We start from the raw sequence: 25591 nt of genomic DNA, 5'->3' as shown, positions 1-25591 counted from the left end.
ACACGCCTGCCTGCTCGCTGGCGCTAAGGTCGTTCCTGTTGGTCCGGCGCGGGAACCGCCCGGGATTCACCGTTCAAGGAGGAACAGCATGGCAGGGAATGTGGTTGTGGGAGTCGATGGCAGCGAAACCGCTTATAAGGCGGCATCACGGGCAGCGACGCTCGCGCAGGGGCTGGGAACCGAACTGGTCGTTCTGAGCGCGCACATCACCGGCAACACGGAGATCGTCAAGATCGGCAGCGAAACCTGGGTGCTGGATGATGCCGAGCGTGCGCTGGAGATGGCAGAGCAAGTGGCAACCAAACTGCGCGGTGAGCACCCGGGGGTGGAAATTCGCCCTGCTGCCGGCCGCGGGAAGCCCCAGGACGTCCTGATGGAAGAGGCCGAGCGCTCGGGCGCCCAATTGCTCGTGGTAGGCAATGTGGGCATCAAGGGGCTAGGGCGAGTGCTGGGGAGCGTCGCCTGGAGCGTTGTTCACAACGCTCCGTGCGACGTCCTCGTAGTGAAAACAGCTTCCTGACTACCGCCGGTTGAGGATGCTGCGGATCATTCCGCCGACTCCACCGGAACCGGGGCGGTTGGCGCCGCTACGTCCCGTTCGCATCCCGCCGGTCCGCGGTGTGCCTCGGGTTGTTCCGGCGCTGCCTCCGCCTGCGAATCGGCCGGCGGCGCTCCTGATGATGTTGCTTAGGCCCATGGGAAATCTCCTTTGCCTCACATAGTTCCCCGCTTCGGGAGTTCCGACCCTACGCGCCTTGGGGGCGGTTTTCTACCGGTGATGAGGCGGTCTCCCACCGGTGATGAGGGCGGTTTCCACCGGTGATCTACCGGCGGGTAGGGAGCCCTTGACGCGGCGGGACAACTGTCCATAGATTGAACGCACCCCTGTGCCGTGATCCGCGTCACAGGGGTTCGAGTGTCTGCAACCGTAGGCACGCCTTTGCGACAGAAGGAACAACGGTGATCCCAAACGCTCTACTTAAGCGCGCCCATTTTGGGCGAGCATCGCTTGCATTTGCCGGTGGACTCGCGCTCGTTGCCTCGGGAGGGCTGGCGGCAACTGCCGGGCCAACCCACGAGAACAGCAACAACAACACCTCTGAAAAGCTCCGCGCCGCCGTCTCGGTTGACCGGGTGGTCGGTCATCTTGAAGCCCTGGACGCGATCGCCGATGCCAATGATGGCACCCGGGCATCCGGAACCCCGGGATATGACGACTCCGTGGCCTACGTGGTCGGGAAGCTCCAGGCTGCTGGGTACTCCCCCGTTGTGCAGGAATTCATGTTCCCGTACTTCCAGCAGCTGAGCCCTTCGGTCCTCACCCAGATCAGCCCGGAATCACAGGTTTACGCAGCGGAATCCTTCGCGACCATGACCTATTCCGGGGCAGGAGAAGCGGTGGGCGCTATCACCGCCGTCGACACCACCGGTACCGCCGGCGCCAACACCAGCGGGTGTGAAGCCACCGACTTCGATGGATTCGCAGCCGGATCAATTGCGCTGATACAGCGTGGCAGTTGTTCGTTCGCGCAGAAGGCCAGCAACGCAGAAGCAGCCGGGGCCACCGCCGTCGTCATTTTTAATACCGGATCGGAAGGCAGCACCGGTCCGATCAACGGCACCCTCGGGGCACCGGGAATCGAAATTCCGGTCCTGGGAGCAAGCTTCGACGTGGGCGTCAGCCTGATCGGCGAGAACGTCACGGGCACAGTGACGGTGGACACCGTCTCCGAGAACCGCGCGACTTACAACGTGCTTGCGGAAACCGCAACCGGCGACGCCGACAATGTGGTGATGGTCGGCGCTCACCTCGACAGCGTGGTGGCCGGTGCCGGCATCAATGACAACGGCACGGGTAGCGCCGCAATCCTTGCGGTCGCGGAATCGATGCAGAAGGTCAAGACTGCAAACAAGGTCCGCTTTGCCTGGTGGGGTGCAGAGGAACAGGGACTCCTCGGCGCGGAGCACTATGTCGCAGACCTCGCGGAAACGGGAGAGCTGGACAGGGTTGGGCTGTACCTGAACTTCGACATGATCGGCTCCGCCAACTTTGGCCGCTTCGTGTACGACGGTGACAACTCGGCCTTCCCTGTCGGTCCCGGCGCTGCTGAGGGTCCTGCGGGATCCGGTCAGATCGAGCAGGATTTCCACGACTACTTCGCAGCTGAGGGACTGGCCTCAGGTGAAACAGCGTTCAGCGGCCGTAGTGATTATGGACCATTCATCGCAGAGGGCATTCCCGCAGGCGGACTCTTCACCGGCGCAGAGGGAATCAAGACCGAAGAGCAGGCAGTGCTCTTCGGTGGCGTTGCGGGCGCACCCTACGATGCCTGCTACCACGCAGAATGTGATGACCTGAGCAACGTCAGCGTTGAGTCACTCGACCAGATGAGCGACGCGATTGCTCATCTGACCCTCACCTACGCCATGAACACGACCGCGGTGAACGGCGTTGGAGACAACGTGAAGGGTAACTTCAAGCAAAAGGGCGGCTTCGAAGGTAACCCGCTGGGCGGCGGCACCGAAAGCGGCGGCGGGCTCCACCCGGAGCATGACCACGATTCCGAACTGGCCGACCGGTAGTATCCCGGGCTAGCCAAAGGCGGGTCGGGACCACTTCTTTCAGGTGGTACCGACCCGCCTTTTCGTTGCCCGCGATCTTTTCCTGGATCAGCGTCGCAGCAGGCGCCGGTTCCAGGGCAGCGTGGTCAGGATGATGGCCCCCAGTGCGAGGATCGGCCCCGCCACGGTGGCGAAGACGACGACGGTCCCCGGCGTGGGGAGCACAAGGTCCAGTGCCAGCGAACCCAGCAGCTGGCCTGCGATCATTCCGAGGCCGGTAAGCAGCACACCCAGGGATCGCACCAGGAGTGCACCGATACCGATGAAGATGCATCCCATCGGTCCACCCAGGTAATACCACCACTCTGCCGGCAGCGGTTCAGGAGGGCCGGTGAGCACCAGTTTCACTAGCCAGGCGGCGAGGAGCACGACCGATCCGGCAATGAAGTTCATCAGGGTGGCGGTAATGGGTGTGCCGTACTGCACGGCGGCGGTTCCGTTCATGGCTTGTTGGAAGCTCACCAGGATGCCGGCTGCGATGGGAAGCAGGAGCGGAAGGATGAGTGCCGCCGTCGTACCTGTTCCGCCGAGGCGGGGTGAGACTGCCCAGATAACTGCCGCGACCGTCAGCGTCACGCCGATTACCCGCATGATGGTGATTATGCGCCGCCCGCCGGGTCCGATCCCGAGCCTGTCCACGGCGAGTCCGCTCAGCGTCTGGCCCATGACCGCGGCGACCGTAAAGAGCGCGACTCCAAGGACCGAGATGGTGAGCGCCTGCGAGAAAACAAACAACGCACCGATGGTCCCTGCGGCCAGGTAGATGCGGGGAAACCGCCGCTGCCGCACGGCAGGGATCAGCTGGCCGAGGCCCGCCCGTCCGCGCGGAAGCAGCAACGAGATCAGGATCATCAGCACCAATCCGGTACCGAAACTGATGAGCGCGGCTGCAAGTCCGTCGTCGAGCGTTTGCCCCAGTGCTCCGTTGATCCTGCTTTGAAGCGGAATGGCTACGCCGGAGGATATTGCCAGCGGGAGGCCGATGACGGCGGGAAGGTGGGGGGCTCGAGACACCCGTTAAACCCTAGGGCACTGGCCTGTTCCGGCCGGTCACTTCCGGCGGGCAGAATGTAACCATGAGCATAAACGATGAGACCAGCGCCGCCACTGAAGTGCCTATCCGTGACTCGATGATCCGGCTGGGCCAGTTGGTCAAGCTGGCCAATCTTGCCGAGGATGGGGTGGAGGCCAAGGAACTCGTCGAGAACGGCCTGGTGAAAGTCAACGGTGAGATCGAGGATCGCCGGGGACGCCAGATTCATCCCGGTGATTCCGTGACGGTGAACGGCGTTACCGTGACAGTGGTGCAGGGATAACGCAGGCATCGCGGGCTTCGGCTTCGCACACCGCAACGAGAAAGTCCGATGTTGGCGTCCAGGCCTGAAGATCCCACGTGGCCAGGCGCAAGGAGACGGAGAAGCCGGCGCCGGCGACGTCAGTGAAAAACTGGTCGAAGGTGTAGCCGCGCCCGGCGCCGAACCCGACGATCAGGCGTCCACCGCGCGCCAGGTGGCGATGCAGGCGTGCAAGAACCTGTGGCGCCGTGCCCGGAGCAAGGAAGGCGAGGACGTTTCCTGCACAGACAATCACGTCAAAGGACTTGGCCACTCCGCGGGCCGGCAGATCCAGCTCTGTCAAGTCTCCCACCAGCCACACAGTCCCTGGGTGTGCTGCCCTCGCCGCTTCGACCAACTGGGCGTCCGCGTCAACTCCCACCACGGAATGGCCACGCAGCGCCAGTTCCCCGCCAACCCGGCCTTGCCCGCAGCCGGCGTCGAGAATACGCGCATTTCGGGGAGCCATTGCGTCGACGCACCGGGCTTCCCCGTGTAAGTCCGCACCCTCGGATATCAGCTGTTCAAAACGCTGGATGTAGGCGGCTGACCTGTTGGGGTCCGCGCGTTTTCCTGCGTCCCAGAGCGTTTCTTTCTTCACATTCGGGAGTCTAACCCGCCACCGTAACGGCGTTACCGTGACAGTGGTGTCCGGCTGACGCCGGGCACCACCATCTGCAGAAATTCCCGCACATGTCCCAGTTCCTGTGCGTTGATGCTGTGGTACATGCCCGCGTAGAGCACCTTGGTGAGCTTGGTGTGGCGGTTCAGCCAGCCGTGGGTGAACTCGATTCGATCGGCGGGAATGACCGGGTCTTCCTGATCCCGGCCCCAGAAGAACGGCACTGGCTTCGCAACAAGCGCGCTGTCGTTGAAGAACGTGCTGCCGTCGGTCGGCACAACAAACCCTGAGAGCCCGACGACGGCCGCGTAGTCTGCGGGCCGGGCACGCAGCATGGAGCTTGCCACTGCCATGCCCATCGAGAAGCCGAGCAGGGTGACGCTCGAGTGCGACTGCTTGATGGAGTCGACCCAGTCAATGACGTCCTGGACGGCGGCGGTGACCTTGTCGACCGAATAGGCGGCGTCCTGCATCAGCGGGAACCAGGTGAAACCTGCTCCCAGGGCGACCGGTGCACGTACGGATGCCACGGTGAACTCGTCGGGCAGGAAGTCGAGGATACCCATGAGGTCTTCCTCGTTGGCCATGTGTCCGTGCAGCAGCACCAGGAGCGGCGAGCCGGAGCGCTCGTCTTCGGGCTTCGACCAGACGACAGTCGGTGCGGTCGAGGCCGGGCCGGTCCCGGGCGGCCCGGTCTCGGGGGCGGAGGCGGAGGCGGAGGAGGAGGCGGAGGAGGGCGCAGCAGAACCGTCAGTCGAGGAAAAATTCGTCATAGCTCCATAGTGGCATGTTGAACTGTGCCGGCGGCGTGCTGCGGCAGGCTGCGTCTCAGCCCGCGCGCAACCGCAGCGCTGAGGCGCTCTCCTTGACATCGCCGTCGTCGGTGTTGCTATAGAACGCTGCTGCCAGCGCGGGCTCAAGCTGCGCAATCTCGGTGAGGAAGGCATCGTGGCCGATGGGAGATTCAATGGTGTGGACGGCAACGTTCCCGGGCAATGCGGACGCCAGTTCAACGGACTGGCGAGGCCAGTAGAGGCGATCCGAATCCACCGCCGCGACGAAGAACTCTGCCGAGGCAGCTGCGAGTGCAGTGCTGAGGCTCCCCCGGTCACGGGCAACGTCGTGGCTCATGAGCGCTTCAGTGAGGATGACGTAGCTGTTGGCGTCAAACCGCCGGACCAGCTTTTCCGCCTGATGGTCCAGGTAGCTCTCCACCTGGTAGCGGCCGCGCCCGCCCGGCGCCGACGACCCAAAAGGCTCTTCCATACCCTGCGCTGCCCGACCGAACCGGTGTACGAGTTCCGCCTCCGAACGGTAGGTGATGTGCGCGATGCGCCGGGCAAGGCCCAACCCATCCTCGGGACCGGCGCTTCCGTAGTAGTCGCCGCCGGTGAACCGCGGGTCGAGGCGAATGGCCTGCACCTGGGCCTGCGCGAAGGCGATCTGCTCCGCGGTGCTCGCTGCTCCGCACGCGATGACGGCGCACCGTTGCACCCGCCCGGGATAGGTGACAGCCCACTCAAGAGCCCTCGCGCCTCCCATTGACCCACCCAGCACGGAGTGCCAGGAGGAGATGCCCAGCAGGTCTGCGAGCAGTGCCTCGGCACGCACGGAATCGCGGATGGTGACGAAGGGGAAACGCGAACCCCACGGCTTGCCCTCCGGATCAAGCGACGCCGGCCCCGTGGATCCGTAACAGCCGCCCAGCATATTGATGGACACCACGAAGTAGCGGTTCGTGTCGATGGTTCTGCCCGGACCCACCAACCCGTCCCACCAGCCATCCTCGGAGGACTCGCCCCGCGCTACATGTGAGCTGCCGGTGAGTGCGTGCTCGATCAGCACCGCATTGGAGGCATCGGCATTGAGCGTGCCCCAGGTCTCGTAGGCGAGGACGACATCGGGCAAATGGCCGCCTGTTTCCAGCGCCAACGGGCCAATCCGGAACCGTTGCACGACGACGCCGTCAACCAGCCCCGCTTCCGGCTGCGGAACCGCTGTGGTGATGCCTGTCAAAACCCTGCCGCCTCACTGAATCGCGCTTGCTCCTGCACTGCATGCAGGGCCTGGTCTTCACCCGGGGCACCCCGCCGCGAGGGAGGGTTGCCGGACAGCAAGCCGGGGCTGATGGCGGGTGGAACCTGCCGCACTGTCACTCGTTACCTCGTATTAGGAAACCTGACCAGCGCGGGTGAGGGCAACTTGTGTGACTCGCCGTGAAATGAAGCCGACTGGCGTAGTAGCCGTGAAAGGCGCGCGTGCGGCAGAGGATGCTTGAGTGGGGCCGTTCGGCGTCTATGGGAAAACGGTCGGCCCCACTCAAGGGGGACACCCAGTGGGCGTCCCTGGCAGGAAACTCCGGCGGTCTCGGAACCGGGCTTCCTGTGTGAAGCAACTATCCGGCTCTGACCTTGGGTTTTGCTTGGAACATTGTCGCCCGCGGTGTGACTTAGGTAACCCTTAGTCGAGGCCTCCATCACAAAGTGCCAAAATGGGGCCATGCGCCTGGATCATGTGTCTTATGCCTGCGAACCTGACGGACTGACTGCTACTGCGGAACGGATTTCCGACGCCCTCGGAGTTGAATTCGTCAAGGGTGGAATCCACCCGCGGTTCGGTACCCGCAACATGATTTTTCCGTTGGTCAACGGCCAGTACCTCGAGGTAGTCGAGGTCCTTGACCACCCAGCCTCGGACAAGGCTCCATTTGGCCGGGCGGTGCGGGCACGGTCCGAGGCCGGCGGCGGCTGGATGGGCTGGTGCGTAGCCGTTGATGACCTCGCCCCGTTCGAGGACCGCCTTGGCCGCAGCGCCGTCCCCGGTAACCGCAAATTCCCGGACGGGCAGGAGCTGACCTGGCAGCAGATCGGCATCAAGGGCCTCATCGCTGACCCTCAGGTCCCCTACATGATCCGCTGGGATGAAGGCACGGAGTCCCTCCACCCATCCCAGGCGCGCACCGCGTCCGTGCGCCTCAGCGCGCTCACCATCGCCGGGTCGGCAGAGCGCGTCACAGAGTGGCTCGGAACGCCCGTCACCCACCCGTTGGACGACGTCGACGTCGAGTGGATCGCCCCCAACGGCACGCCCGGCATCATGTCGGTAGCGTTCGAAACCCCGAAGGGTGCGGTCCGGATCTAATTGGTTCTTTCGGACGCTGGTTCCCCAGGCCGCGTGGCCGGGGGTTAGCTTCCGATGCCGATAGCCGGGCCGAAGAGCGCGAAGCCGACAAAGCCTGCAATGTCCAGCAGCGCATGCGCTATCACCAGGGGCATCACCCGCTTGGTGCGCGTGTAGGCGTAGCCGAAGATCAGCCCCATGATCACGTTCCCGATGAACGGGCCGATCCCCTGGTACAGGTGATAGCTCCCTCGCAGGAGCGCCGAAGTCACAATAATCACCGGGACTGACCAGCCCAGTTCCCGGAGCCGCTCAAAGAGGTAGCCCACCACAATGACCTCTTCGAGCACCGCGTGACGGATCGCCGAGAGCACCAGCACAGGCAGCGTCCACCAGTAGGTGTCGAGCGCCGTCGGGATGATCGCAGTGGTAAGCCCCAGTGCCCGGCCCGCGGCGTACACCCCGAGCGTTCCCACCCCGATCACCGCGGCCAGCCCCACTCCCAGACCGAAGTCGACCTTCGGTTTGCTGAAGGTGAAGCCAATCCGGCGGAAGGCCGACTTCCCCGGCTGGGTGAGCAGGAACAGCACAAGCACCACGGGAACCAGCGCAAAGAAGATTCCCAGCAGCTGGTAGGTGAGATCGAAGTACTGCCGGTTGTCCAGAACCGGATTGAGCCTGGTGGTCTGCGCAGCCAGCGGCGCACGGGTCAGCTTGTCGATCAACTCCACCACCGCGTAAACCCCGGCCTGGCCGAGGGACAGACCAAGGATAATCAGGATTTCCGCTTTGATCCTCTTCCGGCGGGCGGTCGGGGATAACGACGACGGCTGGCTGGTTTTGGCGGTTGGCATGCCTTCATGGTGCCGTACGCTTCGGTGCTTGCCAAAGCGTACAAAAACGGTTCCCCGGGAGGTTTTTGTCGCCTATCTGCTGTTCTGAGCGTCGTGAAACAGCAACTAGGCGACAAAAACTCAACGGAGGCGCTGCCCGGCGCGCCACACCGCATGGGTCAGCTGCATCCCCGGACGGTAAGCCAGGTGGGTTGCGGACGGTGCGTCCAGCAGTTGCAGGTCCGCGCGGTGTCCGACAGCGAGCGACCCAACGGCCAGCCGGCCGCCGTCGTCGGTTGTTTGTTCGCGGTGGAGGGCAAGCGCACCGCCGTAGGTTGCCGCGCGGACAGCTTCGGCAACCGTCAGTCCCATCTGCAGCACCGCCGTAGCTACGCAGAACGCCATGGACGAGGTGTAGGACGTCCCCGGATTGCAGTTGGAGGCAAGCGCGACGGGTACTCCGGCATCCAGCAGCTGCCGGGCGGGCGCGAGGGGTTGGCGGGTGGACAGATCGCACGCGGGCAGGCAGGTTGCCACCGTGCCCCGGCTGTCCGGATCACCCTCCCAGCCGGACCAGGAACCTGCGAGGGCCTCGATGTCCGACAGCGCCAAATGGTTCACGTGGTCGACGCTGGCCGCTGCCTCCTCCACAGCGATCCGCACGCCCTCCCCCGGGCCGAGCTGGTTCCCGTGCACCCGAAGTCCCAGACCCGCGTCCCGGCATGCGCGAAGCACTTCACGGCTCTGGTCCGGTGTGAACGCGCCCGTTTCGCAAAATACGTCAGCCCACTGCACGTAGGGCCGGACGGCGCTGAGCATGGGTCCGGTGACGGTCTGAACGTAGTCGTCCGCTTTCCACCCCTGCGGAACGAGGTGTGCTCCGAGGAAGGTCACCTCGTCCGCTGTTGCGGCAGCGATCCGTGCGCTGCGGGCTTCTTCCTCGACGTTGAGACCGTAGCCGGTCTTGGTTTCGAGGTAGGTGGTTCCGTTCGCTCCGGCTTCGGCCACCCGCTGGGCCACGAGCGAGCCGAGTTCCTCATCCGAGGCGCGCCGCGTGGCGTCCACCGTCACAGAGATCCCGCCCGCGGCATAGGACTGCCCGGCCATGCGTGCCTCGAATTCCGCGGTTCGGTCGCCGGCGAACACCAGGTGGGTATGGCTGTCCACCCAGCCGGGCAGGCAGGCGCGGCCACCGGCGTCGTACCGGGAATCAGCGGCAGGAGCGTTTGCGGCCGGACCGAGCCAGGCGATCCGCTCATCCTCGAGCACGATCGCCGCGTCCTTGAGAACCCGCTGCTCGGCGTCCTGCGTCATGAGCTCGCCGATGCCGGTGATGATCGTTGTAGCGCCCGTCATGAGAGTGCCTTCCCCGTTGTGGCCTTCGTTGTTGGTGCTGCCTCGTCCATCCGCGCAATCGCCGCGGCGAGCAGCGTGCCCGGACCCCCCAGCCGCACATGGCGCCCGTTCCGGGCCACCACTTCCCCACCGACGACGACGGCGGTGACATCCTGCGCTGTCGCCGTCAGCACGAGCTGGGCCGGAGAAGAGCCGGCCGTGCGTGCGGTTGCGGGATCAAGTGCGACCAGGTCGCAGACTTGTCCCGGTGCCAGACCGGCTGCGGGCCGACCCTGTGCCCGCGCCCCGCCGCTGGCGGCCGCGCGCACCAGCTCGGCAGGTGAGAATCGCCCCCGCCCTCCGCTGGCCAGCCGTTCGCCGTGTTCCAGCGCCCGCATTTCAAGCCAGGGGTCGACGACGGCGTGCTGGTCCGTCCCCAGACTCACCACCGCGCCGGCATCCTGCAGAGCGCGTGCCGGACCGATGCCGTCGGCGAGATCCGCCTCCGTTGTGGGACACATGGCTACGGTGACCCGCGCCTGACCGAGGAGATTCATGTCCTGGGCGGTCAGGTGGGTCGCGTGAACCACCGTCAACCGTTCCGAGAGTAGATCATGCCTGGCCAGCAACCCGGTCGGTGTGGTTCCGGTCGCCTCGAGACAGTCACGGTTCTCGGCAGGCTGCTCGGAAAGGTGAATGTGCAGGGGTACGTCTGCGGGAAGGTGTTGTGCAATGTATGCAAGCGCAGGTTCATCCACGGCGCGCACGGAGTGCAGGGCAGCACCGACAGAGACCTGGGATGCGTCGAAGCTGCCCGTGATGGCGGTGTGCAGGGAGTGCCACCGGCTGAGCCAGGCGTCCGCGCTGCCGTCGGTGAAGCGTGCCTGTTCGGGCAGCACCGGCGCGCCGAAGCCGGCGGAGAGGTAGCAGGTGTCCAGCAGTGTCAGCCTGATGCCGGCGGTGACCGCAGCGCGGGCAAGCGCCAGCTCCATGGCATGCGGGCCGTCGTCGTGCGTTGGTGCTGCCTGCGTTAGTGTTGCGTGCGTTGGCGCTGCGGTTTCTGGCGGCCCGATACGCTGCTTGCCGTACTCGGTGCTGTCCTGCCGGTGGTGCACGTAGTGGAATTCGGCGACGCTGGTCCAGCCGGCCGTGACCATTTCGGTGTAGACGGCGGTCGCAAGTTCCTCGTACAGCTCGGGTGTGAGGGTACCGGCCGCCTGGTACATCGCGTTCCGCCACGTCCAGAACGTGCCCGTGCCGGCATGGGTTCGCCCGCGAAGCACCCGGTGAAATGCATGCGAGTGTGCATTTGCCGCAGCCGGGAAGACCACGCCGTTCAGCCGCAGATCATCAGGTTCCGGTTCAGCACCGCGGCTAACGGTGCGGACAACGCCGTTGTCACCGAACTCGGCCCGCACGCCCGCCGCAATGTCCCCCGGTTCCAGCCAGGCCTGCTCGCACCAGAGTGATTTCACAGCAGCCGCTCCAGGGCGTCGGCGAGCGCAACGGCGCCATAGTCGGCGTCGTCGTTTTCAACATGTTCCTCCGGGGAATGGCTGATGCCGGTCGGATTCCGCACGTACAGCATGGCTGACGGTGCGTGGGCGGCGAGGATGCCTGCGTCGTGACCGGCACCGGTAGGCAGGCCGGGAGCGCCCGGAATGGCGAGCTGCAGCTGCCGTTGGAGTTCTCCATCGAAGGTCACGGTGCCGCTGACGGACTCCCGGGTCAGCGCGGCGGTGCACCCTTCGAACGCCGCAGCCTTCTGCGCCTGGCCGTGGATCGACTCCACCAGCGAGGCCGTGGTGGCGTCGTCGGGATGCCGGATGTCGATCCACAGCTCCACCCGGGAAGCGATTACGTTGGTACCGCCCGGGATCGGCTGCAGCCTGCCCACAGTGGCGCGGGCTTCGGGCGTGGCGGCGGCGGTCTTGCGGATGGCGAGGATGACCTGTGCTGCGGCCACCATGGGGTCCGCGCGGTCCTCCATCAAGGTGGTCCCGGCATGGTTGCCCTGTCCGCTGATGGTCAGTTTCCAGCGGCCGTGGCCGATGATCGAGGTGCCCACGGCGATGGCGGAGTCGAGGTCGATGAGTCCGCGGCCCTGCTCGACGTGGAGTTCCACGAAGTCACCGATCCGGCGAAGCGCGTCCTCGTCCCTGCCCAGATGTGCGGGATCCAGCCCGTTGGCGCGTGCGGCCTCGGCGAATGTGACGCCGTCCGGATCCTTGAGATTCCGGGCTGTATCCGGGTCAATGGCACCGGTCAGCAGCCGCGAACCAAGGCACGCCACACCGAAGCGCGAGCCTTCCTCCTCGGGAAATACTGTGACGGCGAGCGCCCGCTGCGGCTGGACTCCGCGTTCCTTCAGGAGGTCCACTGCAGCAAGGGCAGCGGCGACGCCGAGCGGACCGTCAAATGCACCTCCACCGGGCACCGAGTCGAGGTGGCTGCCGGTGACGAGCGCGCCGTCCCGGGTGCCGCCGTCGTTCCGGTCAGCGCCATCGACATCCCTCCAGGCCCAGAGGATGCCGTTGCGGTCAGTTTCGATATCCAGTCCGCGCCGACGGGCCTCCTGCTCGAACCAGGACCGCAGGTCCAGTTCAGCCGGAGAGAACACAGGGCGGGAGTAGCCGCCGCGGACCGTATCCCGCCCCACACCTTCGATTGATTCCAGCAGGTTGCTTACGCTGTCCATCGGTTTCCCTTCCGGTTCTTCAGAGTTTTCCCAGTGCCACAGGTACCCCTGTGCAGACTGATTGATCAGGCCTAGACTCACCAGCATCTCGCTAACCGATCAATCTGGAGGAGTTCATCGTGGCAGGACGTGTTGTACATTTCGAAATCCCTTTTGACAATGGCGATCGCGCCCGGGAGTTCTACCGCGAGGCGTTCGGCTGGGACGTGACCCAAATGCCCGAGTTCGACTACACCGCCGCCGGCACCGGACCTGCCGGAGAACAGGGTCCCACTGAGCCGGGCTACATCAACGGCGGCATGTTCAAGCGCGACGGCGGCCCGCTCTCCGGTCCGATCATCACGATTGACGTCGAGAACATCGAGGAGTCGATCGCGAAGGTCGAAGCGCTCGGAGGGTCCGCCGTCGGCGAGAAGATGACCGTCGGTGACATGGGGTTCGCCGCCTACTTTCGTGACCCCGAGGGCAATGTGATGGGCCTCTGGCAGAACCCCTGACCTTCCGGGCACGAACCCCGGGTCAGCCCTCCATGGGCACACGGACTCCACGCTCATGGGCCACCTCCCGGGCTCGCTCGTAGCCGGCGTCGACGTGGCGGATGACGCCGGTTCCCGGGTCATTGGTCAGGAGACGTTCGAGCTTCTCTGCTGCCAGCGCCGTTCCATCCGCTACGGACACCTGCCCGGCGTGGATCGAACGGCCGATACCGACTCCGCCGCCGTGATGGATGGAGACCCAGGTGGCACCGGAGGCAGTGTTGAGCAGGGCGTTGAGCAGCGGCCAGTCTGCAATGGCGTCGGAGCCGTCCGCCATGGCTTCGGTCTCGCGGTAGGGCGAGGCAACCGAACCCGAGTCGAGGTGGTCCCGGCCGATCACGATGGGTGCGGACACCTTGCCCTCGGCGACGAGCCGGTTGAAGAGCAGGCCGGCTTTCGCGCGGTCGCCGTAACCCAGCCAGCAGATCCGGGCAGGCAGTCCTTCGAACTCCACGAGCTCACCGGCGGCGTCGAGCCAGCGGTGCAGGTGTTCGTTCTCCGGAAACAGTTCCTTGAGCGCGGCGTCGGTGACGGCGATGTCGGCGGGGTCACCGGATAGGGCGACCCAGCGGAACGGGCCGAGGCCCTCGCAGAAGAGCGGCCGAACGTAGGCCGGTACAAAGCCGGGGAATTCGAACGCCCGCCCGTAGCCGCCCTTGCGTGCCTCATCGCGGATGGAGTTGCCGTAGTCGAAGACGGTGGCTCCGGCGTCCTGGAACCCAACCATTGCCTCGACATGACGGGCCATGGAGGTTTGGGCCTTCTTGGTGAACCCATCCGGGTCCCCTGAGGCTTCCCGCTCCCACTCGTCCATCCCGATGCCCTCGGGAAGGTAGCTCAGCGGGTCATGCGCGGAAGTCTGGTCGGTGACGATATCGATGGTGAACTCACCGTTCCGCTGGCGCTCCAGCAGCGCCGGCAGCACTTCGGCAGCATTCCCGACGACGCCGACAGACAACGCACGCTTCTGGCGTTTCGCTTCGAGGACCTGCTTCAGTCCGTCTTCAAGGTCAGCGGCAACGACGTCGAGGTAGCGCTTGGCGGCCCGCCGGCGCAGGCGGGTCTCGCTGACGTCAAGAATCAGCACCGCGCCGCCGTTCAGTGTGACGGCCAGCGGCTGGGCACCGCCCATCCCGCCGCAGCCGGCGGTGAGTGTGAGCGTTCCCGCAAGAGTCCCGCCGAATCTGGCCGTAGCCACGGCGGCGAAGGTTTCATAGGTTCCCTGCAGGATCCCCTGGGTACCGATGTAGATCCAGGACCCGGCGGTCATCTGCCCGTACATCATGAGACCCTCGGCCTCCAACCGCCGGAACTCGGGCCAGTTGGCCCAGTCTCCCACCAGGTTTGAGTTGGCCAGGAGGACCCGCGGTGCCCAGGGATTGGTGCGGAAGACGCCCACGGGTTTGCCCGACTGCACCAGCAGGGTTTCGTCGTCCTCCAGGTCCTTCAGCGTGGCCACGATGGCGTCGTATGCCTCCCAGCTGCGTGCCGCCCGGCCGGTGCCGCCGTAGACAACGAGGTCTTCGGGCCGCTCGGCCACCTCGGGGTCGAGGTTGTTCATCAGCATCCGCAGGGGTGCTTCTGTCTGCCAGCTTTTCGCCGTGAGTTCGGTGCCACGCGGTGCGCGGATGGTGCGCGACGGATCGTGCTGGGTGAAGGTCATGATTGTGCTCCTGACGTTGAGGACTCGTTCGTGGGAGAGGTTTCAGTTTCCTGCGGGGCAGTGTCTGTTCGGGCGGTGAGAATACCTGTGGCTTCGCCGGCGACCTGGCGCCCGATCCGGCGCGCGCCGTCGTCGGTGATCCGGTAGGAGGGCACAACGACACTCAGCGCTGCCACCACGTGTCCGCCGGACAGCACGGGTGCGGCGATCGCGGTGACGTCGGGTTCGATGCCGTTGCTGACCACCACGTAGCCGTCGTCGGGAGTCTTGCCGCTCAGGACAGCACCGGCGGCGGAACCGTCCAGCGGAATGCTCCTGCCCACCCAGCTGGTGTGACGAACCGAGTGGGTTCCTTCCCGGACGGACAGGTAGATCCCGTGGCCATCGTGGGAGGGCACATTGAGGTAGGCGGACTCCCCCGTTGAGTCGACCAATCGTTCCAATGCGCCCTCCGCCAGCGACACCAGCGATTCGTGCGAGAGCGCCTGCGCGCCGAGCTGGACCACGCGCATGCCGGGCCGGTAGCCGTCGTCGTCCCTGCGGACAAAACCGGTGCCCTCGAGGGTGCGCAACAGCCGTAGCGCAGTCGATGCCGAAAGTCCGGCATCACGGGCAGCATCGGCCAGGGTCACCGAACCACGGTCACAGACCGTGCCGAGCAGGAGCAGGGCCCGCTCAACGGTGCGGGTGGAGGTATCCGCCACGAGTTCTTCCTTGCGTTCGGTGGAAATATGTATTTCACTTATTGAAACGCTCATTTCATCTGTTGGCAAGAGCGGTCGATTGCGGGACGAGAAAAGGGACAGGTCATGCCAGAAGAGAGCACCGTGACAATCGGTTTAGGAGCACTGGCGCCGGCGGAGGTTGTTGCCGTGGCCCGGTACGGTGCGCGGGTGGAGCTCGGCGACGACTCGCTGTCTGCCATGCAGGACAGCCGCTCGGTGATTGATGCGCTCATCGATGATCCGACACCCCACTACGGCGTGTCCACCGGCTTCGGCGCCCTGGCAACCAAACACATTCCCGTCCAGGAGCGCACGCACCTGCAGCGCAGCCTCATCCGCAGCCACGCGGCGTCGTCGGGCGCGGAAGTCGACCGCGAGGTGGTGCGCGGGCTGATGCTCGGGCGGCTCTCCACCATGGCTACCGGCCGGACCGGCGTGCGGCCGGTCGTCGCGCAGACCTACGCGGACCTGCTGAACGCAGGCATCACTCCCGTGATCGGTGAATACGGGTCGCTGGGCTGCTCCGGCGACCTCGCTCCCCTGTCCCACGTGGCGCTGGCCCTGATGGGCGAGGGAGAGGTAAGGAACGACGACGGCGCGCTGCTGCCCGCCGCCGAGGCGCTCAGTGCCGCCGGAATCACCCCGGTCGAACTGCGCGAGAAGGAGGGCCTCGCCCTCATCAACGGCACCGACGGCATGCTGGGCATGCTCGTTCTCGCCTCTGCGGATCTGCACCGGCTGCTGCGGACCGCTGACCTTGCAACGGCAATGAGCGTGGAGGGCCTGCTGGGAACCGACAGTGTCTTCGCGGAGGATCTGCACCAGCTTCGGCCGCATCCCGGACAGATTGTCTCCGCGGCGAACATCCGTCGCGTGCTTTCCGGGTCGCGCCTCATCGGCGAACACGCCTCTGATGAGCGCAAGGCACACCGGTTCACGCGGGTCCAGGACGCCTACTCGCTGCGCTGCGCGCCGCAGGTTCACGGGGCCGCGCGGGCAACGCTGGCACACGTCGAGTCCGTCGCGGCGATCGAGCTTGGCTCCGCCATCGACAATCCGGTGGTGACCGTTGACGGCCGCGTTGAGTCGAACGGCAACTTCCACGGCGCGCCGATCGGCTATGCGTTGGACTTCCTCGCGATCGCCGTTGCGGACCTCGCGTCCATGAGCGAACGCCGGACCGACCGGTTCCTGGACAAGAGCCGAAGCCACGGGCTCAATCCGTTCCTCGCGCATGATCCGGGTGTTGACTCCGGGCACATGATCGCCCAGTACACCCAGGCCGGCATTGTGTCCGAGCTCAAGCGCCTGGCTGTTCCGGCCTCCGTCGATTCCATCCCGTCCTCCGCAATGCAGGAAGACCATGTGTCAATGGGCTGGTCCGCCGGTTTGAAGCTGCGGCGGGCGCTGGACGGGCTGACCCGGGTGGTGGCGATCGAGCTGCTGACCGCGGCCCGCGCGCTGGACATGCGCGACGGCGGAATCAGCACCTCCTGCAGTTCGCCCGCCATCTCTGCGGCGCGGGCCGCGCTCCGGGAGGTGGTGGAGGGACCGGGGACGGACCGGTATCTCGCGCCTGAAATTGAGGCAGTGCGGAAGCTGGTGGAGGCCGGGGCGGTTCTTGCCGCCGTCGACCGCGTGTTGGGCGAGCCGCTCGCCTAGGTCGTCCCCATTACTCCATTACCCCATCGCACGCGCAGTAATGGCGCTTTGAGTAACTCAAAGCGCCATTATGTGACTCCACACGCAGGAGGGTTGGGGGCGGATCCCCTACCAGCGATGAGCCACATCGATGACCAGCCGGGATGAGGTACCCGGCCCGTCGAGTGAAAAGACCCGGAACGGAAGGCGGGCGCGAACGCCGAGGCCAAACGTGGTGCGGCTCTCGAAGCTGTCCACGTAGGCCACCTGCCGGAAGGTTGTGAAACCGGCAACATTGACCGCTTCGGACCTGACGGCCGGACGGTAGGTTGCGTTGCCCCGTCCGTCCTGGGCCGGTGCGTTGACGGTCACCTGGATGTCGGCCCCACCGCGCAGCGGCGTGGCCAGGCCGGAGGTCCCGACGACGGCGCTTACGTACCGGACGGTGTAGCCGGCACCTTTGCCCCGAACATCGATCACGAGCCGGTCAAAACAGGCATGGCGGCCGGCCCGTGCGTTCACCACCGGGGCGCTGGTCTGGGCCGTGCTGGTCTTGGCCAGTGAGCCCCAGGTTATTCCGCAGTAGGGAGCAGCGGAGGCGGAAGACGGCACTACCAGCCCGAACCCGACAATAAGTAGCAGGCTCGCCAGCAGCGCACGGAGTGTGTGCATGATGCACCACCTTTCAAAGAAGTAGGTGGGATCATCGTAGGGCCGCGTTTCCGGGGAAGATCCGGTCTGTGAACCATCGGCGCCCAACCGTTACGGGCGGCGCATGTGCCGGATGTTCACCGGGCTTTTCGGCGGTAAATCGCAATCATTCGGACACCGCAATGACACCGTGTGTGTTGCGGGATCCTGTGTTGCTTCTGCTGGTTTACGCAGGGTTCTAGGCTGGCTGCGGCGTCATGCGTAGGACCAGACGCATGGCTGGTTCTGCGAGCCGTGCCGCAATTGGACCAAGGATGGCCATTAGCAGCACGTAGGCCGTTGCCAGTGCAGCAAGCTCGTCCGTGATGGCTCCGGACGCCACGGCAAGGCCGGCAATGACGATGGAGAACTCGCCGCGGGCGATCAGCGCTGCACCTGCGCGCGCACGGCCCAACTTGCCGACACCCTGCCGTTTCGCCGCCCACCAGCCGGTTGCCACTTTGGTTGCAGCCGTGATGGCGGCCAGGAGCAACGCGTAGCCGAGCACCGGAGGAATGGTCGCGGGGTCAGTATTGAGTCCGAACACCACAAAGAAGATGGCTGCGAACAGATCGCGCAGTGGTTCCAGGAGGCGGGTGGCATTGGTGGCAGTGGCCCCCGAGATCGCAATGCCGAGCAGGAAGGCGCCGACGGCGGCTGAAACCTGCATCGCCGCTGCAAAGCCCGCGACAAGCAGCGCACCGCCGATCAGCGTCAGCAGGAACACCTCGCGGTCCTTGGAGTCAACGATGGCGGAAACTGTGCGGCCGAAGCGGAGCGCGATCACCAGGACGATGGTGACCACCACCAGCGACACGCCGACTGCCTGAAGCCCGCCGGCAAAGCTGACCCCCGCGAGCACCGTAGTGAGGATGGGAAGGTAGATGGCCATTGCGAGGTCCTCGAAGACCAGCAGTGACAGGATGACCGGGGTCTCACGGTTCCCGAGGCGCCCCAGGTCCGTCAGCACTTTGGCGATGATGCCCGACGACGAAATGTACGTCACTCCGCCGAGGACGAGTGCTCCGACACCGCCCCAGCCGAGCATGAGGGCAACAATCGCGCCGGGCAGGAAATTCAGCAGGATATCGAGGACTCCCGCCATCCAGGACTGTTTCAGGCCGGTCACCAGTTCGCCGGCGGTGTATTCCAGGCCAAGCAGCAGGAGCAGGAGGATGACCCCGATCTCACTGGCTATCTCGCTGAACTCCTCCAGCCCGTCCAGCTCGACAAAACCGCCCTGCCCGAAGAACAGCCCTCCGATCAGGTAGAGCGGGATGGGCGAGAGACCGATCCGCCCGGCGAGCCTTCCGAGGATACCGAGGCCAAGGAAAACCGCTCCCAGCTCAATGAGGACCAGCGCGCTGTGATTCTCCACGGGCGGCTCAGCCGCCGCTAAGAATCTCGGCCGCGGCGTCGAGCCCTTCGGAGGTTCCAACGGCCACCAGCAAGTCGCCGGCAGCCAACGTGAAATCCGGTGTGGGCGAGGCCTGGACCTGCCCTCGCCGGAGCACCGCAACCAGCGAGACGCTGGTGCGCGTGCGCATCTTCGTGTCACCGAGTTTGCGTCCGTCATACGGGGAGTCGACATCGATGAGGAATTGCCGGGTGTTGACCCCCGGCAGATCCCGGTGGTCTTCCGTCAACTGCGCCACAATCTCGTGGGCTCCGAGCAGGTTACCCAGCGCAGAGGCCTCCTCGGCAGTCAACGGGATCGATGCCAGACACGCATCGGGATCATCGGCACGGGACACGATCAACTCCGTCTCTCCGCTGCGCTGGGTGACTGTGCCGATCCGGCGGCCCGACGCCGTCACAATGTCCTTGCGCACGCCGATTCCCGGCAGCGGCGTCTCTTCAACCTTCATGGTTTTACTCTAGACCCGCCGGTGCACTCGGGATGCTCAGGATTCCTGATTCAGCGTCCGGCGGCGAGCGCTGAGGCGAGAGACTGGCCGGCGGCGGCTCCTGCTCCAGTGCCGGTGATGAGCCCGGCCGACAGTTCGGCAATGGCCGACGACGTCTGGAACCCGTAGCCGCCCTGGCCCGCCAACCAGAAGAATCCCTCGGCTTCCGGATCGAATCCGACAACCGGGAGACCGTCTGCCACCTGGGTCCGCAATCCTGTCCAGGCGCGCATCACGCTCCCGATTCCGAGTGTGGTCATGGAATCAAGGCGAGCGATCAGTGCCTCCAGGTCCTCGGGACGCGGCTGTGCGTCCTCCGGCACGCTCGGGACCGTCTCGGCAGGTGAGATGAGGAGGCCGTCGTCATCCCTGCGGAAATAGAAACTGTCATCCGCCGCCGCTACCATCGGCGAATCGGGGGCGGGGATATTGTCTGCGCCGACAACCGCTGCCGTCCGTCGGTAGGGCCGCATGCCCTGTGTGGCCACACCGGAGAGGACAGCCAGTTCATCAGCCCACGCGCCTGCCGCATTGACGACGACGGCGGCGTGCACTGCCTGCGAACCGGCACCGACTTCCCAGGCCGTCCGGAGCCGCTGGACCGAGTGAACGCGCGCGCCGGTCATGATCCTGGTGCCGCCTGCCTCCGCTGCCGACCGGTGATGATCCAGCAGGACGTCCGTGTTGCAGCCGACCGCCGTGGTGTCGAGTCCGGCGGCGTTGTAACCCTGCTGCCGGGCGGCCGGCTCGATTTGCGGACAAAGCTGCACTGCTTCTTCCCATGGGAGGCGTTCCATGGCGCCGCTGGCTCTGGCAGCGACGTCGTTGTCCGAACCGATCAGCATGAAACTGCGGGGAGTGAGCACCGGCGAGGGTAGCTCATCTTCACGTTCCCGGATGAGCTGAAGCGTCCGTGCGGTGAGTTGCTGGATCGCCTCGGGCCCGTAACTGGGGATGAGCTGCCGGGCCGACCTCGAGGAGGTGTGGTACGCGAGGGAATGTTCCGCCTCGACGAGGATGATCCTCAACTGTGCCCGCCGGTCCGATGCCAGCGCGGCCGCGAGCGAGAGCCCCGCGATACCGCCGCCAACAATCACAACGTCCGCTGTCTCAGTCATTGCGCTCCTTCGTTCCGCTTCCCTGGCGCTTTCACACCAGCCACAGCTACTCCAGTGCGACGCACAGGACTGAGGCGTCATCGGCCGATTCGCCGATCTCATCCTGTGTGGTCCGCAGCATCAGCATAAGCTCCTGCGCGCCCATCGGAGTCTGTACAGCCTCAAGGAAATCCGCCGGGCCGCTGACCAGCCCGAGGTCCACCGCCCGCCACGCGCCGTCGGATGCCAGCGCCACGGTATGGGCAGGCCCGAGCGTGACCAGCCGGGCGTGTTGCGCCGCTGCCGGTTCACGGCCTGCAACCCAGACCCCTTCCGGCGTGTTTCGCTCCAGCCGTGCCCGGCGCAATTCGTCACGCGATGACGGTCCGTCCAGGGCCTGCCCCACGTGTCTGACCTCCCCGTCATTGAGGGCCGCCACCACGTGGCAGTCGGCGAGGCTGAGGACCGAGAGGGCGCCGTCGTCGTCGGTTGTGACCAGGGAGACCGCGGCGCTCGGGAAGCGCTGGGATTCCGGTCCCACCAACTGGTGGCCGAGCTCGTCCACTTTCGCCAGCGCGGCGGCCAGAACGGCGCGGGGGTCCTGTGGTCCGGCGCTTTCCGCCAGCGCCAGCCCCAGGACCTGCGCATACCAGGAAGGGTTCGACGCGCCGGGGAGATCGAGTTCGTCGAGCAGCGACGTTGCGCCGTCGATCATCCAGGCGGCGTTGGCGCGGTATCCGCATGCGTCTTCCATGACGTGGTTGTCACCCTCGGTCTGGACCCGCGAGACATGTGTGAATTTCATCGGCAAGGCCCTTCGTCGATCAATATGTCATCGGCGAGAACGTCCTCGAGGATGCGGATCCCCATCGTGTGGAAGGCGGGATTGTCATCGGATGTTGCTGCCATGGCTGCGGCGATACAGAGCGCCCAACCGCGTGCCCGCTGCCAGGTCGCGGAATCCACAGACCGTTCCCTGGTGACCGTCTCGATGAAGGTACGCCTTCCAATGCGGTCGAAGACGAGCCAGGCCGCGGCGAGGTCCGTGGCGGGGTCCCCTGCCGTCAGGTCGCCGAAGTCAAGGACGCCGGCGAGCCTGCCCTGCGGATTCAGGACGAGGTTCGCTGCGTGCAGGTCGCCGTGCAGCCACAGCGGCGGTCCGGTCCACTCGGGTTGGTCCCGCAGGACCCGCCAGAGGTGCAGGAGTTCCTCGGGCTGGCCGGCTGCGGCGATTCGCTCCTCCACAACCGCGCTCCGTGTGGACAGTGGTACTCCGCGGACCGTATTTCGTGGGGCGTCAGCCGGTGCCGGGCGGTGGAAAGCGTTCACGAACCGTGCCAGATCGGCGGCCGCGTTGAACCTGTGCGCTGCTTCGATGTCAGCCGCCACGGTCCCCTTCAGCCAGCGCGTGATGGACCAATACCACGGAAAGTACGACGACGGCGTGCCCGTCCGCACCGGAAGAGGCATGACAGTCGCGAGGCCCCGGCTCACTTCCGGCAGCCAACGCTGCTCGTTGCGGATGAGCTCCGCCGCCGCCTGCCGCCGCGGAAGGCGGACAGCGAGCTCGTCACCGAGCCTGAAGATCACGTTGTCCCAGCCGTTGGCCACCTCTAAGAGCGGCAACTCGGCGAAATCAGGGTGCTGGTCAGCCAGCAGGCGCATGACCAGGGCGGCGGTGACGTCCACCTCTGCTGGCGGCATTCTGGTCACGTTGTCCTCACCGCTGAACCTGATCTTCTGCTGATGCCGGCTAGCCCTCAACCCCGAGGCGTTCGAGGATGAGTTGACGAACTCGCCCGGCGTCTGCCTGGCCGCGGGTGGCCTTCATGACCCCGCCCACAATTGCTCCGACTGCCTGCAGCTTCCCGCCACGGATCTTCTCCGCGACATCGGGCTGCGCGGCAAGGGCGCCGTCAATCGCTTCGAGGAGGGCGCCGTCGTCTGACACGACCTCAAGGCCGCGCTGCGAGACTACTTCGGTGGGCGTGCCTTCGCCGGCGAGGACGCCGTCGAGCACCTCCCGGGAGAGCTTGTCGTTGATCTTGCCGGCGTCGATGAGGCCCTGCAGTTCCACGATCAGCGCAGGGGTTACGCCCAACTCGGCGGGTTCAACATCAGCGACCTTGGCTCGGCGGGAGATCTCACCCATCCACCATTTGCGTGCGGTTGCAGGCTTGACGCCGGCAGCGATGGTCTCCTCAATGGCGTCCATGACACCGGCGTTTACCACATCGCGGAACTCAGCGTCCGAGTAACCCCAGTCGGCCTGGAGGCGCTTGCGACGTGCGGCGGGAGGTTCAGGGAGCTCGCTGCGGAGCTTCTCGATCCAGGCGTCGTCGGTAACCACGGGCACCAGGTCAGGTTCCGGGAAGTAGCGGTAGTCGTCGGCATCGGACTTGGGGCGCCCCGCCGTCGTCGACCGTGTGTCCTCGTGCCAGTGGCGGGTTTCCTGCGTGATGGTGCCTCCGGCGTCGAGCACTGCGGCGTGGCGCTGGATCTCGTACCGGACAGCGTGCTCAACGGCACGCAGTGAATTGACGTTCTTCGTCTCGGTGCGGGTGCCGAACTTCTCCTGGCCCTTGGGCTTGAGGGAGACGTTGGCATCGCAGCGGACGTTGCCGCGCTCCATTTTTGCGTCGGAAACGCCGAGGTTCTTCACGATCTCGCGGATAGCTGCCACGTAGGCCTTGGCCAGTTCCGGCGCGCGCTCGCCAACGCCGACGATCGGCTTGGTGACGATTTCCACGAGGGGTACGCCGGCGCGGTTGTAGTCGACCAGCGAGAATTCGGCGCCCTGGATGCGGCCGGTGGCGCCGCCCATGTGCGTCAGCTTGCCGGCGTCCTCCTCCATGTGGGCGCGTTCGATCTCGATGGTGAACACGGTGCCGTCGGCGAGCTCGATGTCGATGGAGCCGTCGTAGGCGATTGGCTCGTCATACTGCGAGGTCTGGAAGTTTTTCGGAGTGTCCGGGTAAAAGTAGTTCTTCCGCGCGAAGTGGCATTTCTCGGCGATTTTGCAGCCCAGTGCCAGGCCGATCTTGATGGAGGATTCGACGGCTACCCGGTTGATGACGGGCAGAACGCCGGGAAGCCCAAGGTCGACCGGTGTGACGTTGGTGTTGGGTGTGTCTCCGAAGGCGTTCGGCGCTGAGGAGAACATCTTGGTGCGGGTGTTCAATTCAACGTGCACCTCGAACCCGAGGACTGGATCGAACTTCTCCATGGCCTCGTCGAAGGACAGAATTTCGGCGGTTGCAGTGCTCATTTACTTCACTCCAGCGATCTCGGGTGCCTGTGCCAGCAAAGGTCCGCCCCAGGTGTCTTCCAGCAGCGCTTCCAGTGCGGCGCCTGCCCGGTAGAGCCGTGCATCCTGGCGCGCGGGGGCGAGGAACTGGATGCCCACCGGCAGTCCGTCAGCCAGGCCGCCGGGGACCGAGATGCCCGGCACGCCGGCCATGTTGGCAGGGATGGTGGCGACGTCGTTCAGGTACATGGCGAGCGGATCGTCCAGCTTCTCCCCCAGCTTGAAGGCCGTGGTGGGAGCCGTGGGCGAGATAAGAACGTCTGCCTGAGTGAAGGCGGCGTCGAAGTCCCGTTGGATCAGGGTGCGGACTTTCTGTGCGGAGCCGTAATAGGCGTCGTAGTACCCGGCGCTCAGTGCGTAGGTGCCAAGGATGATGCGGCGCTTCACTTCGTCGCCGAAGCCGGCTGCGCGGGTGGCGCCCATGACGCGCTCGATCGTGGGAGCGCCGTCGGGCACTACACGCAGACCGAAGCGGACGCCGTCGTACTTGGCAAGGTTGCTCGATGCCTCCGAGGGCATGATCAGGTAGTAGGCGCCCAGCGCGTACTTGAAATTGGGGCAGGAAACCTCGACGACGTCGGCACCCGCTTGGCGCAGCAGGTCCAGTGCTTCAGTGAAGCGTGCCTGGACGCCGTCCTGGTAACCCTCTCCCTGCAATTCCTTGATGACGCCGATGCGCAGGCCCTTGACGTCCGCGTTGCGTGCAGCCTCGGCGAGAGCGCCGACGGGATCAGTCAGCGAGGTGGAGTCGTGTGGATCATGGCCGCCGATGACCTCGTGGAGGAGTGCGGCGTCCAGCACCGTGCGGGTGACGGGGCCGATCTGGTCGAGGGAGGACGCCATGGCGATGGCACCGTAGCGGGACACGCCACCGTAGGTCGGCTTGACGCCGACGGTTCCGGTCACGGCACCGGGCTGGCGGATGGAACCGCCGGTGTCGGTTCCGAGCGCCAACGGCGCTTCGAAGGCGGCGACGGCGGCCGCTGACCCGCCGCCGGAACCGCCGGGGATGCGGTCGAGGTCCCACGGGTTGCGGGTTGGACCGTAAGCGGAGTGCTCCGTGGAGGAGCCCATGGCGAATTCGTCCAGGTTGGTCTTGCCGAGGATCGGCATCTTGGCGTCGCGAAGGCGCCGGACGACAGTGGCGTCATAGGGGCTGTGCCAGCCCTCGAGGATTTTCGAGCCGGCGGTGGTTGGCTGGCCTTTGGTGACGATGAGGTCCTTGACGGCAATAGGGACGCCTGCGAGCGGATGCATCGTATCTCCAATTGACCGCTCCTTGTCCACCTCGGATGCCACACGGAGGGCTTCATCAGTGTTGACGTGGAGGAACGCGTTGATCGCCGGATCCACTTCACCGATGCGATCGAGGTGAGCCTGGACAGCTTCCGCTGCCGACACCTCGCGGGAGGAAAGCTTGCCGGCGAGCTGGGCGGCGCTGAGCCTGGTGAGATCGGTCAT

25 protein-coding genes and 1 riboswitch are annotated in these 25591 nt (G+C 65.5%); of the genes, 6 read left to right on the top strand and 19 right to left on the bottom strand.

Going from position 1 to position 25591, the window contains the following annotated elements; all coding sequences use genetic code 11:
* The first annotated feature begins 88 nt into the window (after nt 1–88).
* A complete protein-coding gene (locus tag AC1MBU_RS07950; protein WP_277359575.1) occupies nt 89–520 on the top strand; it encodes a universal stress protein in 432 nt (143 codons plus the stop codon).
* On the opposite strand, the gene AC1MBU_RS07945 is transcribed toward AC1MBU_RS07950, so the two are convergent.
* Nucleotides 521–697 (bottom strand): hypothetical protein, encoded by a 177-nt coding sequence (locus AC1MBU_RS07945; RefSeq protein WP_157359096.1) that lies wholly within the window; start codon nt 695–697, stop codon nt 521–523.
* 263 nt (nt 698–960) lie between these two features.
* Between AC1MBU_RS07945 and AC1MBU_RS07940 the strand changes: the two genes are divergently transcribed.
* Nucleotides 961–2583 carry a M28 family peptidase gene (locus AC1MBU_RS07940; RefSeq protein ID WP_346028846.1) on the top strand — a complete coding sequence of 541 codons (1623 nt, stop codon included), beginning with the start codon at nt 961–963 and terminating at the stop codon, nt 2581–2583.
* Between the two features lie 87 nt (nt 2584–2670).
* Here the strand turns inward: AC1MBU_RS07940 and AC1MBU_RS07935 are convergent, their stop codons facing one another.
* The gene (locus AC1MBU_RS07935) at nt 2671–3636 is read right to left on the bottom strand and encodes a DMT family transporter (protein WP_479789696.1); all 966 of its coding nucleotides are present in this window, start codon (nt 3634–3636) and stop codon (nt 2671–2673) included.
* Nucleotides 3637–3698: 62 nt separating this feature from the next.
* Between AC1MBU_RS07935 and AC1MBU_RS07930 the strand changes: the two genes are divergently transcribed.
* Nucleotides 3699–3938 (top strand): RNA-binding S4 domain-containing protein, encoded by a 240-nt coding sequence (locus tag AC1MBU_RS07930; RefSeq protein WP_479789695.1) that lies wholly within the window; start codon nt 3699–3701, stop codon nt 3936–3938.
* On the opposite strand, the gene AC1MBU_RS07925 is transcribed toward AC1MBU_RS07930, so the two are convergent.
* From AC1MBU_RS07925 to metX, 3 genes are read right to left on the bottom strand one after another with little or no spacing between them, the layout of a single operon-like run.
* Nucleotides 3913–4557, bottom strand: a complete 645-nt coding sequence (locus AC1MBU_RS07925; RefSeq protein WP_479789694.1) for a class I SAM-dependent methyltransferase — start codon at nt 4555–4557, stop codon at nt 3913–3915. The genes AC1MBU_RS07930 and AC1MBU_RS07925 overlap by 26 nt on opposite strands.
* Nucleotides 4558–4589: 32 nt before the next feature.
* Nucleotides 4590–5351, bottom strand: a complete 762-nt coding sequence (locus tag AC1MBU_RS07920; RefSeq protein WP_479789693.1) for an alpha/beta hydrolase — start codon at nt 5349–5351, stop codon at nt 4590–4592.
* A gap of 55 nt (nt 5352–5406) precedes the next feature.
* The gene (gene metX, locus AC1MBU_RS07915; RefSeq protein ID WP_479789692.1) at nt 5407–6594 is read right to left on the bottom strand and encodes a homoserine O-acetyltransferase MetX; all 1188 of its coding nucleotides are present in this window, start codon (nt 6592–6594) and stop codon (nt 5407–5409) included.
* A 17-nt stretch (nt 6595–6611) separates the two neighbouring features.
* Nucleotides 6612–6742: riboswitch (SAM riboswitch) on the bottom strand.
* A 335-nt stretch (nt 6743–7077) separates the two neighbouring features.
* Between metX and AC1MBU_RS07910 the strand changes: the two genes are divergently transcribed.
* A complete protein-coding gene (locus AC1MBU_RS07910) occupies nt 7078–7719 on the top strand; it encodes a VOC family protein (protein WP_479789691.1) in 642 nt (213 codons plus the stop codon).
* A gap of 44 nt (nt 7720–7763) precedes the next feature.
* Here AC1MBU_RS07910 and AC1MBU_RS07905 read toward each other — a convergent pair whose 3' ends face one another.
* The 4 genes from AC1MBU_RS07905 to AC1MBU_RS07890 all read right to left on the bottom strand — a co-directional run bounded on the left by AC1MBU_RS07905 (nt 7764) and on the right by AC1MBU_RS07890 (nt 12564).
* Nucleotides 7764–8552 (bottom strand): CPBP family intramembrane glutamic endopeptidase, encoded by a 789-nt coding sequence (locus AC1MBU_RS07905; protein WP_479789690.1) that lies wholly within the window; start codon nt 8550–8552, stop codon nt 7764–7766.
* A gap of 120 nt (nt 8553–8672) precedes the next feature.
* Nucleotides 8673–9887, bottom strand: a complete 1215-nt coding sequence (gene hutI, locus AC1MBU_RS07900; protein ID WP_479789689.1) for an imidazolonepropionase — start codon at nt 9885–9887, stop codon at nt 8673–8675.
* A complete protein-coding gene (locus AC1MBU_RS07895) occupies nt 9884–11341 on the bottom strand; it encodes an amidohydrolase family protein (RefSeq protein WP_479789688.1) in 1458 nt (485 codons plus the stop codon). Before AC1MBU_RS07895 ends, hutI begins: the two co-directional genes overlap by 4 nt.
* Nucleotides 11338–12564 (bottom strand): allantoate amidohydrolase, encoded by a 1227-nt coding sequence (locus tag AC1MBU_RS07890; protein WP_479789687.1) that lies wholly within the window; start codon nt 12562–12564, stop codon nt 11338–11340. The genes AC1MBU_RS07895 and AC1MBU_RS07890 overlap by 4 nt, the downstream gene beginning before the upstream one ends.
* Before the next feature lie 119 nt (nt 12565–12683).
* On the opposite strand from AC1MBU_RS07890, the gene AC1MBU_RS07885 reads away from it, so the two are divergent.
* The gene (locus AC1MBU_RS07885; RefSeq protein WP_277358323.1) at nt 12684–13061 is read left to right on the top strand and encodes a VOC family protein; all 378 of its coding nucleotides are present in this window, start codon (nt 12684–12686) and stop codon (nt 13059–13061) included.
* A 22-nt stretch (nt 13062–13083) separates the two neighbouring features.
* On the opposite strand, the gene hutU is transcribed toward AC1MBU_RS07885, so the two are convergent.
* Together hutU and AC1MBU_RS07875 are read right to left on the bottom strand one after the other, a co-directional pair.
* Nucleotides 13084–14763: a urocanate hydratase gene (gene hutU / locus AC1MBU_RS07880; protein ID WP_277358322.1), complete on the bottom strand. Its 1680-nt coding sequence runs from the start codon at nt 14761–14763 to the stop codon at nt 13084–13086.
* Complete coding sequence (locus tag AC1MBU_RS07875; protein ID WP_277358321.1) at nt 14760–15521, bottom strand: IclR family transcriptional regulator; 762 nt, start codon at nt 15519–15521, stop codon at nt 14760–14762. Before AC1MBU_RS07875 ends, hutU begins: the two co-directional genes overlap by 4 nt.
* A gap of 51 nt (nt 15522–15572) precedes the next feature.
* Between AC1MBU_RS07875 and hutH the strand changes: the two genes are divergently transcribed.
* Nucleotides 15573–17150, top strand: coding sequence for a histidine ammonia-lyase (hutH, locus tag AC1MBU_RS07870; protein ID WP_479789686.1), 1578 nt, complete (start codon nt 15573–15575; stop codon nt 17148–17150).
* 108 nt (nt 17151–17258) lie between these two features.
* On the opposite strand, the gene AC1MBU_RS07865 is transcribed toward hutH, so the two are convergent.
* From AC1MBU_RS07865 to gatA, 8 genes are all read right to left on the bottom strand, one after another.
* The gene (locus AC1MBU_RS07865) at nt 17259–17801 is read right to left on the bottom strand and encodes an AMIN-like domain-containing (lipo)protein (protein WP_471673213.1); all 543 of its coding nucleotides are present in this window, start codon (nt 17799–17801) and stop codon (nt 17259–17261) included.
* A 217-nt stretch (nt 17802–18018) separates the two neighbouring features.
* Complete coding sequence (locus AC1MBU_RS07860) at nt 18019–19197, bottom strand: cation:proton antiporter (RefSeq protein WP_277358318.1); 1179 nt, start codon at nt 19195–19197, stop codon at nt 18019–18021.
* 7 nt (nt 19198–19204) lie between these two features.
* The gene (locus tag AC1MBU_RS07855) at nt 19205–19687 is read right to left on the bottom strand and encodes a cation:proton antiporter regulatory subunit (RefSeq protein WP_471673212.1); all 483 of its coding nucleotides are present in this window, start codon (nt 19685–19687) and stop codon (nt 19205–19207) included.
* A gap of 50 nt (nt 19688–19737) precedes the next feature.
* On the bottom strand, nt 19738–20844 hold the full coding sequence (locus AC1MBU_RS07850) for an NAD(P)/FAD-dependent oxidoreductase (RefSeq protein ID WP_479789685.1): 1107 nt from the start codon (nt 20842–20844) through the stop codon (nt 19738–19740).
* A gap of 46 nt (nt 20845–20890) precedes the next feature.
* Nucleotides 20891–21628 carry a hypothetical protein gene (locus AC1MBU_RS07845; protein ID WP_479789684.1) on the bottom strand — a complete coding sequence of 246 codons (738 nt, stop codon included), beginning with the start codon at nt 21626–21628 and terminating at the stop codon, nt 20891–20893.
* On the bottom strand, nt 21625–22527 hold the full coding sequence (locus tag AC1MBU_RS07840) for an aminoglycoside phosphotransferase family protein (protein WP_277358314.1): 903 nt from the start codon (nt 22525–22527) through the stop codon (nt 21625–21627). The genes AC1MBU_RS07845 and AC1MBU_RS07840 overlap by 4 nt, the downstream gene beginning before the upstream one ends.
* 49 nt (nt 22528–22576) lie before the next feature.
* The gene (gatB, locus tag AC1MBU_RS07835) at nt 22577–24091 is read right to left on the bottom strand and encodes an Asp-tRNA(Asn)/Glu-tRNA(Gln) amidotransferase subunit GatB (RefSeq protein WP_277358313.1); all 1515 of its coding nucleotides are present in this window, start codon (nt 24089–24091) and stop codon (nt 22577–22579) included.
* Nucleotides 24092–25591, bottom strand: coding sequence for an Asp-tRNA(Asn)/Glu-tRNA(Gln) amidotransferase subunit GatA (gatA, locus tag AC1MBU_RS07830; protein ID WP_479789683.1), 1500 nt, complete (start codon nt 25589–25591; stop codon nt 24092–24094). It lies immediately after the preceding gene.

It is taken from the genome of Arthrobacter sp. PTI12 (assembly GCF_056679915.1).
The sequence above is the reverse complement of the archived record's forward strand: the minus strand, read 5'-3'. Positions and strand labels throughout refer to the sequence as shown.

What these genes read in the sequence shown, in the direction of transcription:
- AC1MBU_RS07950 (WP_277359575.1), top strand. Translation starts at nt 89, where the DNA reads ATGGCAGGGAATGTGGTTGTGGGAGTCGATGGCAGCGAAACCGCTTAT.
- AC1MBU_RS07945 (WP_157359096.1), bottom strand. Translation starts at nt 697, where the DNA reads ATGGGCCTAAGCAACATCATCAGGAGCGCCGCCGGCCGATTCGCAGGC.
- AC1MBU_RS07930 (WP_479789695.1), top strand. Translation starts at nt 3,699, where the DNA reads ATGAGCATAAACGATGAGACCAGCGCCGCCACTGAAGTGCCTATCCGT.
- AC1MBU_RS07920 (WP_479789693.1), bottom strand. Translation starts at nt 5,351, where the DNA reads ATGACGAATTTTTCCTCGACTGACGGTTCTGCTGCGCCCTCCTCCGCC.
- AC1MBU_RS07910 (WP_479789691.1), top strand. Translation starts at nt 7,078, where the DNA reads ATGCGCCTGGATCATGTGTCTTATGCCTGCGAACCTGACGGACTGACT.
- AC1MBU_RS07905 (WP_479789690.1), bottom strand. Translation starts at nt 8,552, where the DNA reads ATGCCAACCGCCAAAACCAGCCAGCCGTCGTCGTTATCCCCGACCGCC.
- hutI (WP_479789689.1), bottom strand. Translation starts at nt 9,887, where the DNA reads ATGACGGGCGCTACAACGATCATCACCGGCATCGGCGAGCTCATGACG.
- AC1MBU_RS07890 (WP_479789687.1), bottom strand. Translation starts at nt 12,564, where the DNA reads ATGGACAGCGTAAGCAACCTGCTGGAATCAATCGAAGGTGTGGGGCGG.
- hutU (WP_277358322.1), bottom strand. Translation starts at nt 14,763, where the DNA reads ATGACCTTCACCCAGCACGATCCGTCGCGCACCATCCGCGCACCGCGT.
- AC1MBU_RS07875 (WP_277358321.1), bottom strand. Translation starts at nt 15,521, where the DNA reads ATGAGCGTTTCAATAAGTGAAATACATATTTCCACCGAACGCAAGGAA.
- hutH (WP_479789686.1), top strand. Translation starts at nt 15,573, where the DNA reads ATGCCAGAAGAGAGCACCGTGACAATCGGTTTAGGAGCACTGGCGCCG.
- AC1MBU_RS07865 (WP_471673213.1), bottom strand. Translation starts at nt 17,801, where the DNA reads ATGCACACACTCCGTGCGCTGCTGGCGAGCCTGCTACTTATTGTCGGG.
- AC1MBU_RS07855 (WP_471673212.1), bottom strand. Translation starts at nt 19,687, where the DNA reads ATGAAGGTTGAAGAGACGCCGCTGCCGGGAATCGGCGTGCGCAAGGAC.
- AC1MBU_RS07850 (WP_479789685.1), bottom strand. Translation starts at nt 20,844, where the DNA reads ATGACTGAGACAGCGGACGTTGTGATTGTTGGCGGCGGTATCGCGGGG.
- AC1MBU_RS07845 (WP_479789684.1), bottom strand. Translation starts at nt 21,628, where the DNA reads ATGAAATTCACACATGTCTCGCGGGTCCAGACCGAGGGTGACAACCAC.
- AC1MBU_RS07840 (WP_277358314.1), bottom strand. Translation starts at nt 22,527, where the DNA reads ATGCCGCCAGCAGAGGTGGACGTCACCGCCGCCCTGGTCATGCGCCTG.
- gatB (WP_277358313.1), bottom strand. Translation starts at nt 24,091, where the DNA reads ATGAGCACTGCAACCGCCGAAATTCTGTCCTTCGACGAGGCCATGGAG.
- gatA (WP_479789683.1), bottom strand. Translation starts at nt 25,591, where the DNA reads ATGACCGATCTCACCAGGCTCAGCGCCGCCCAGCTCGCCGGCAAGCTT.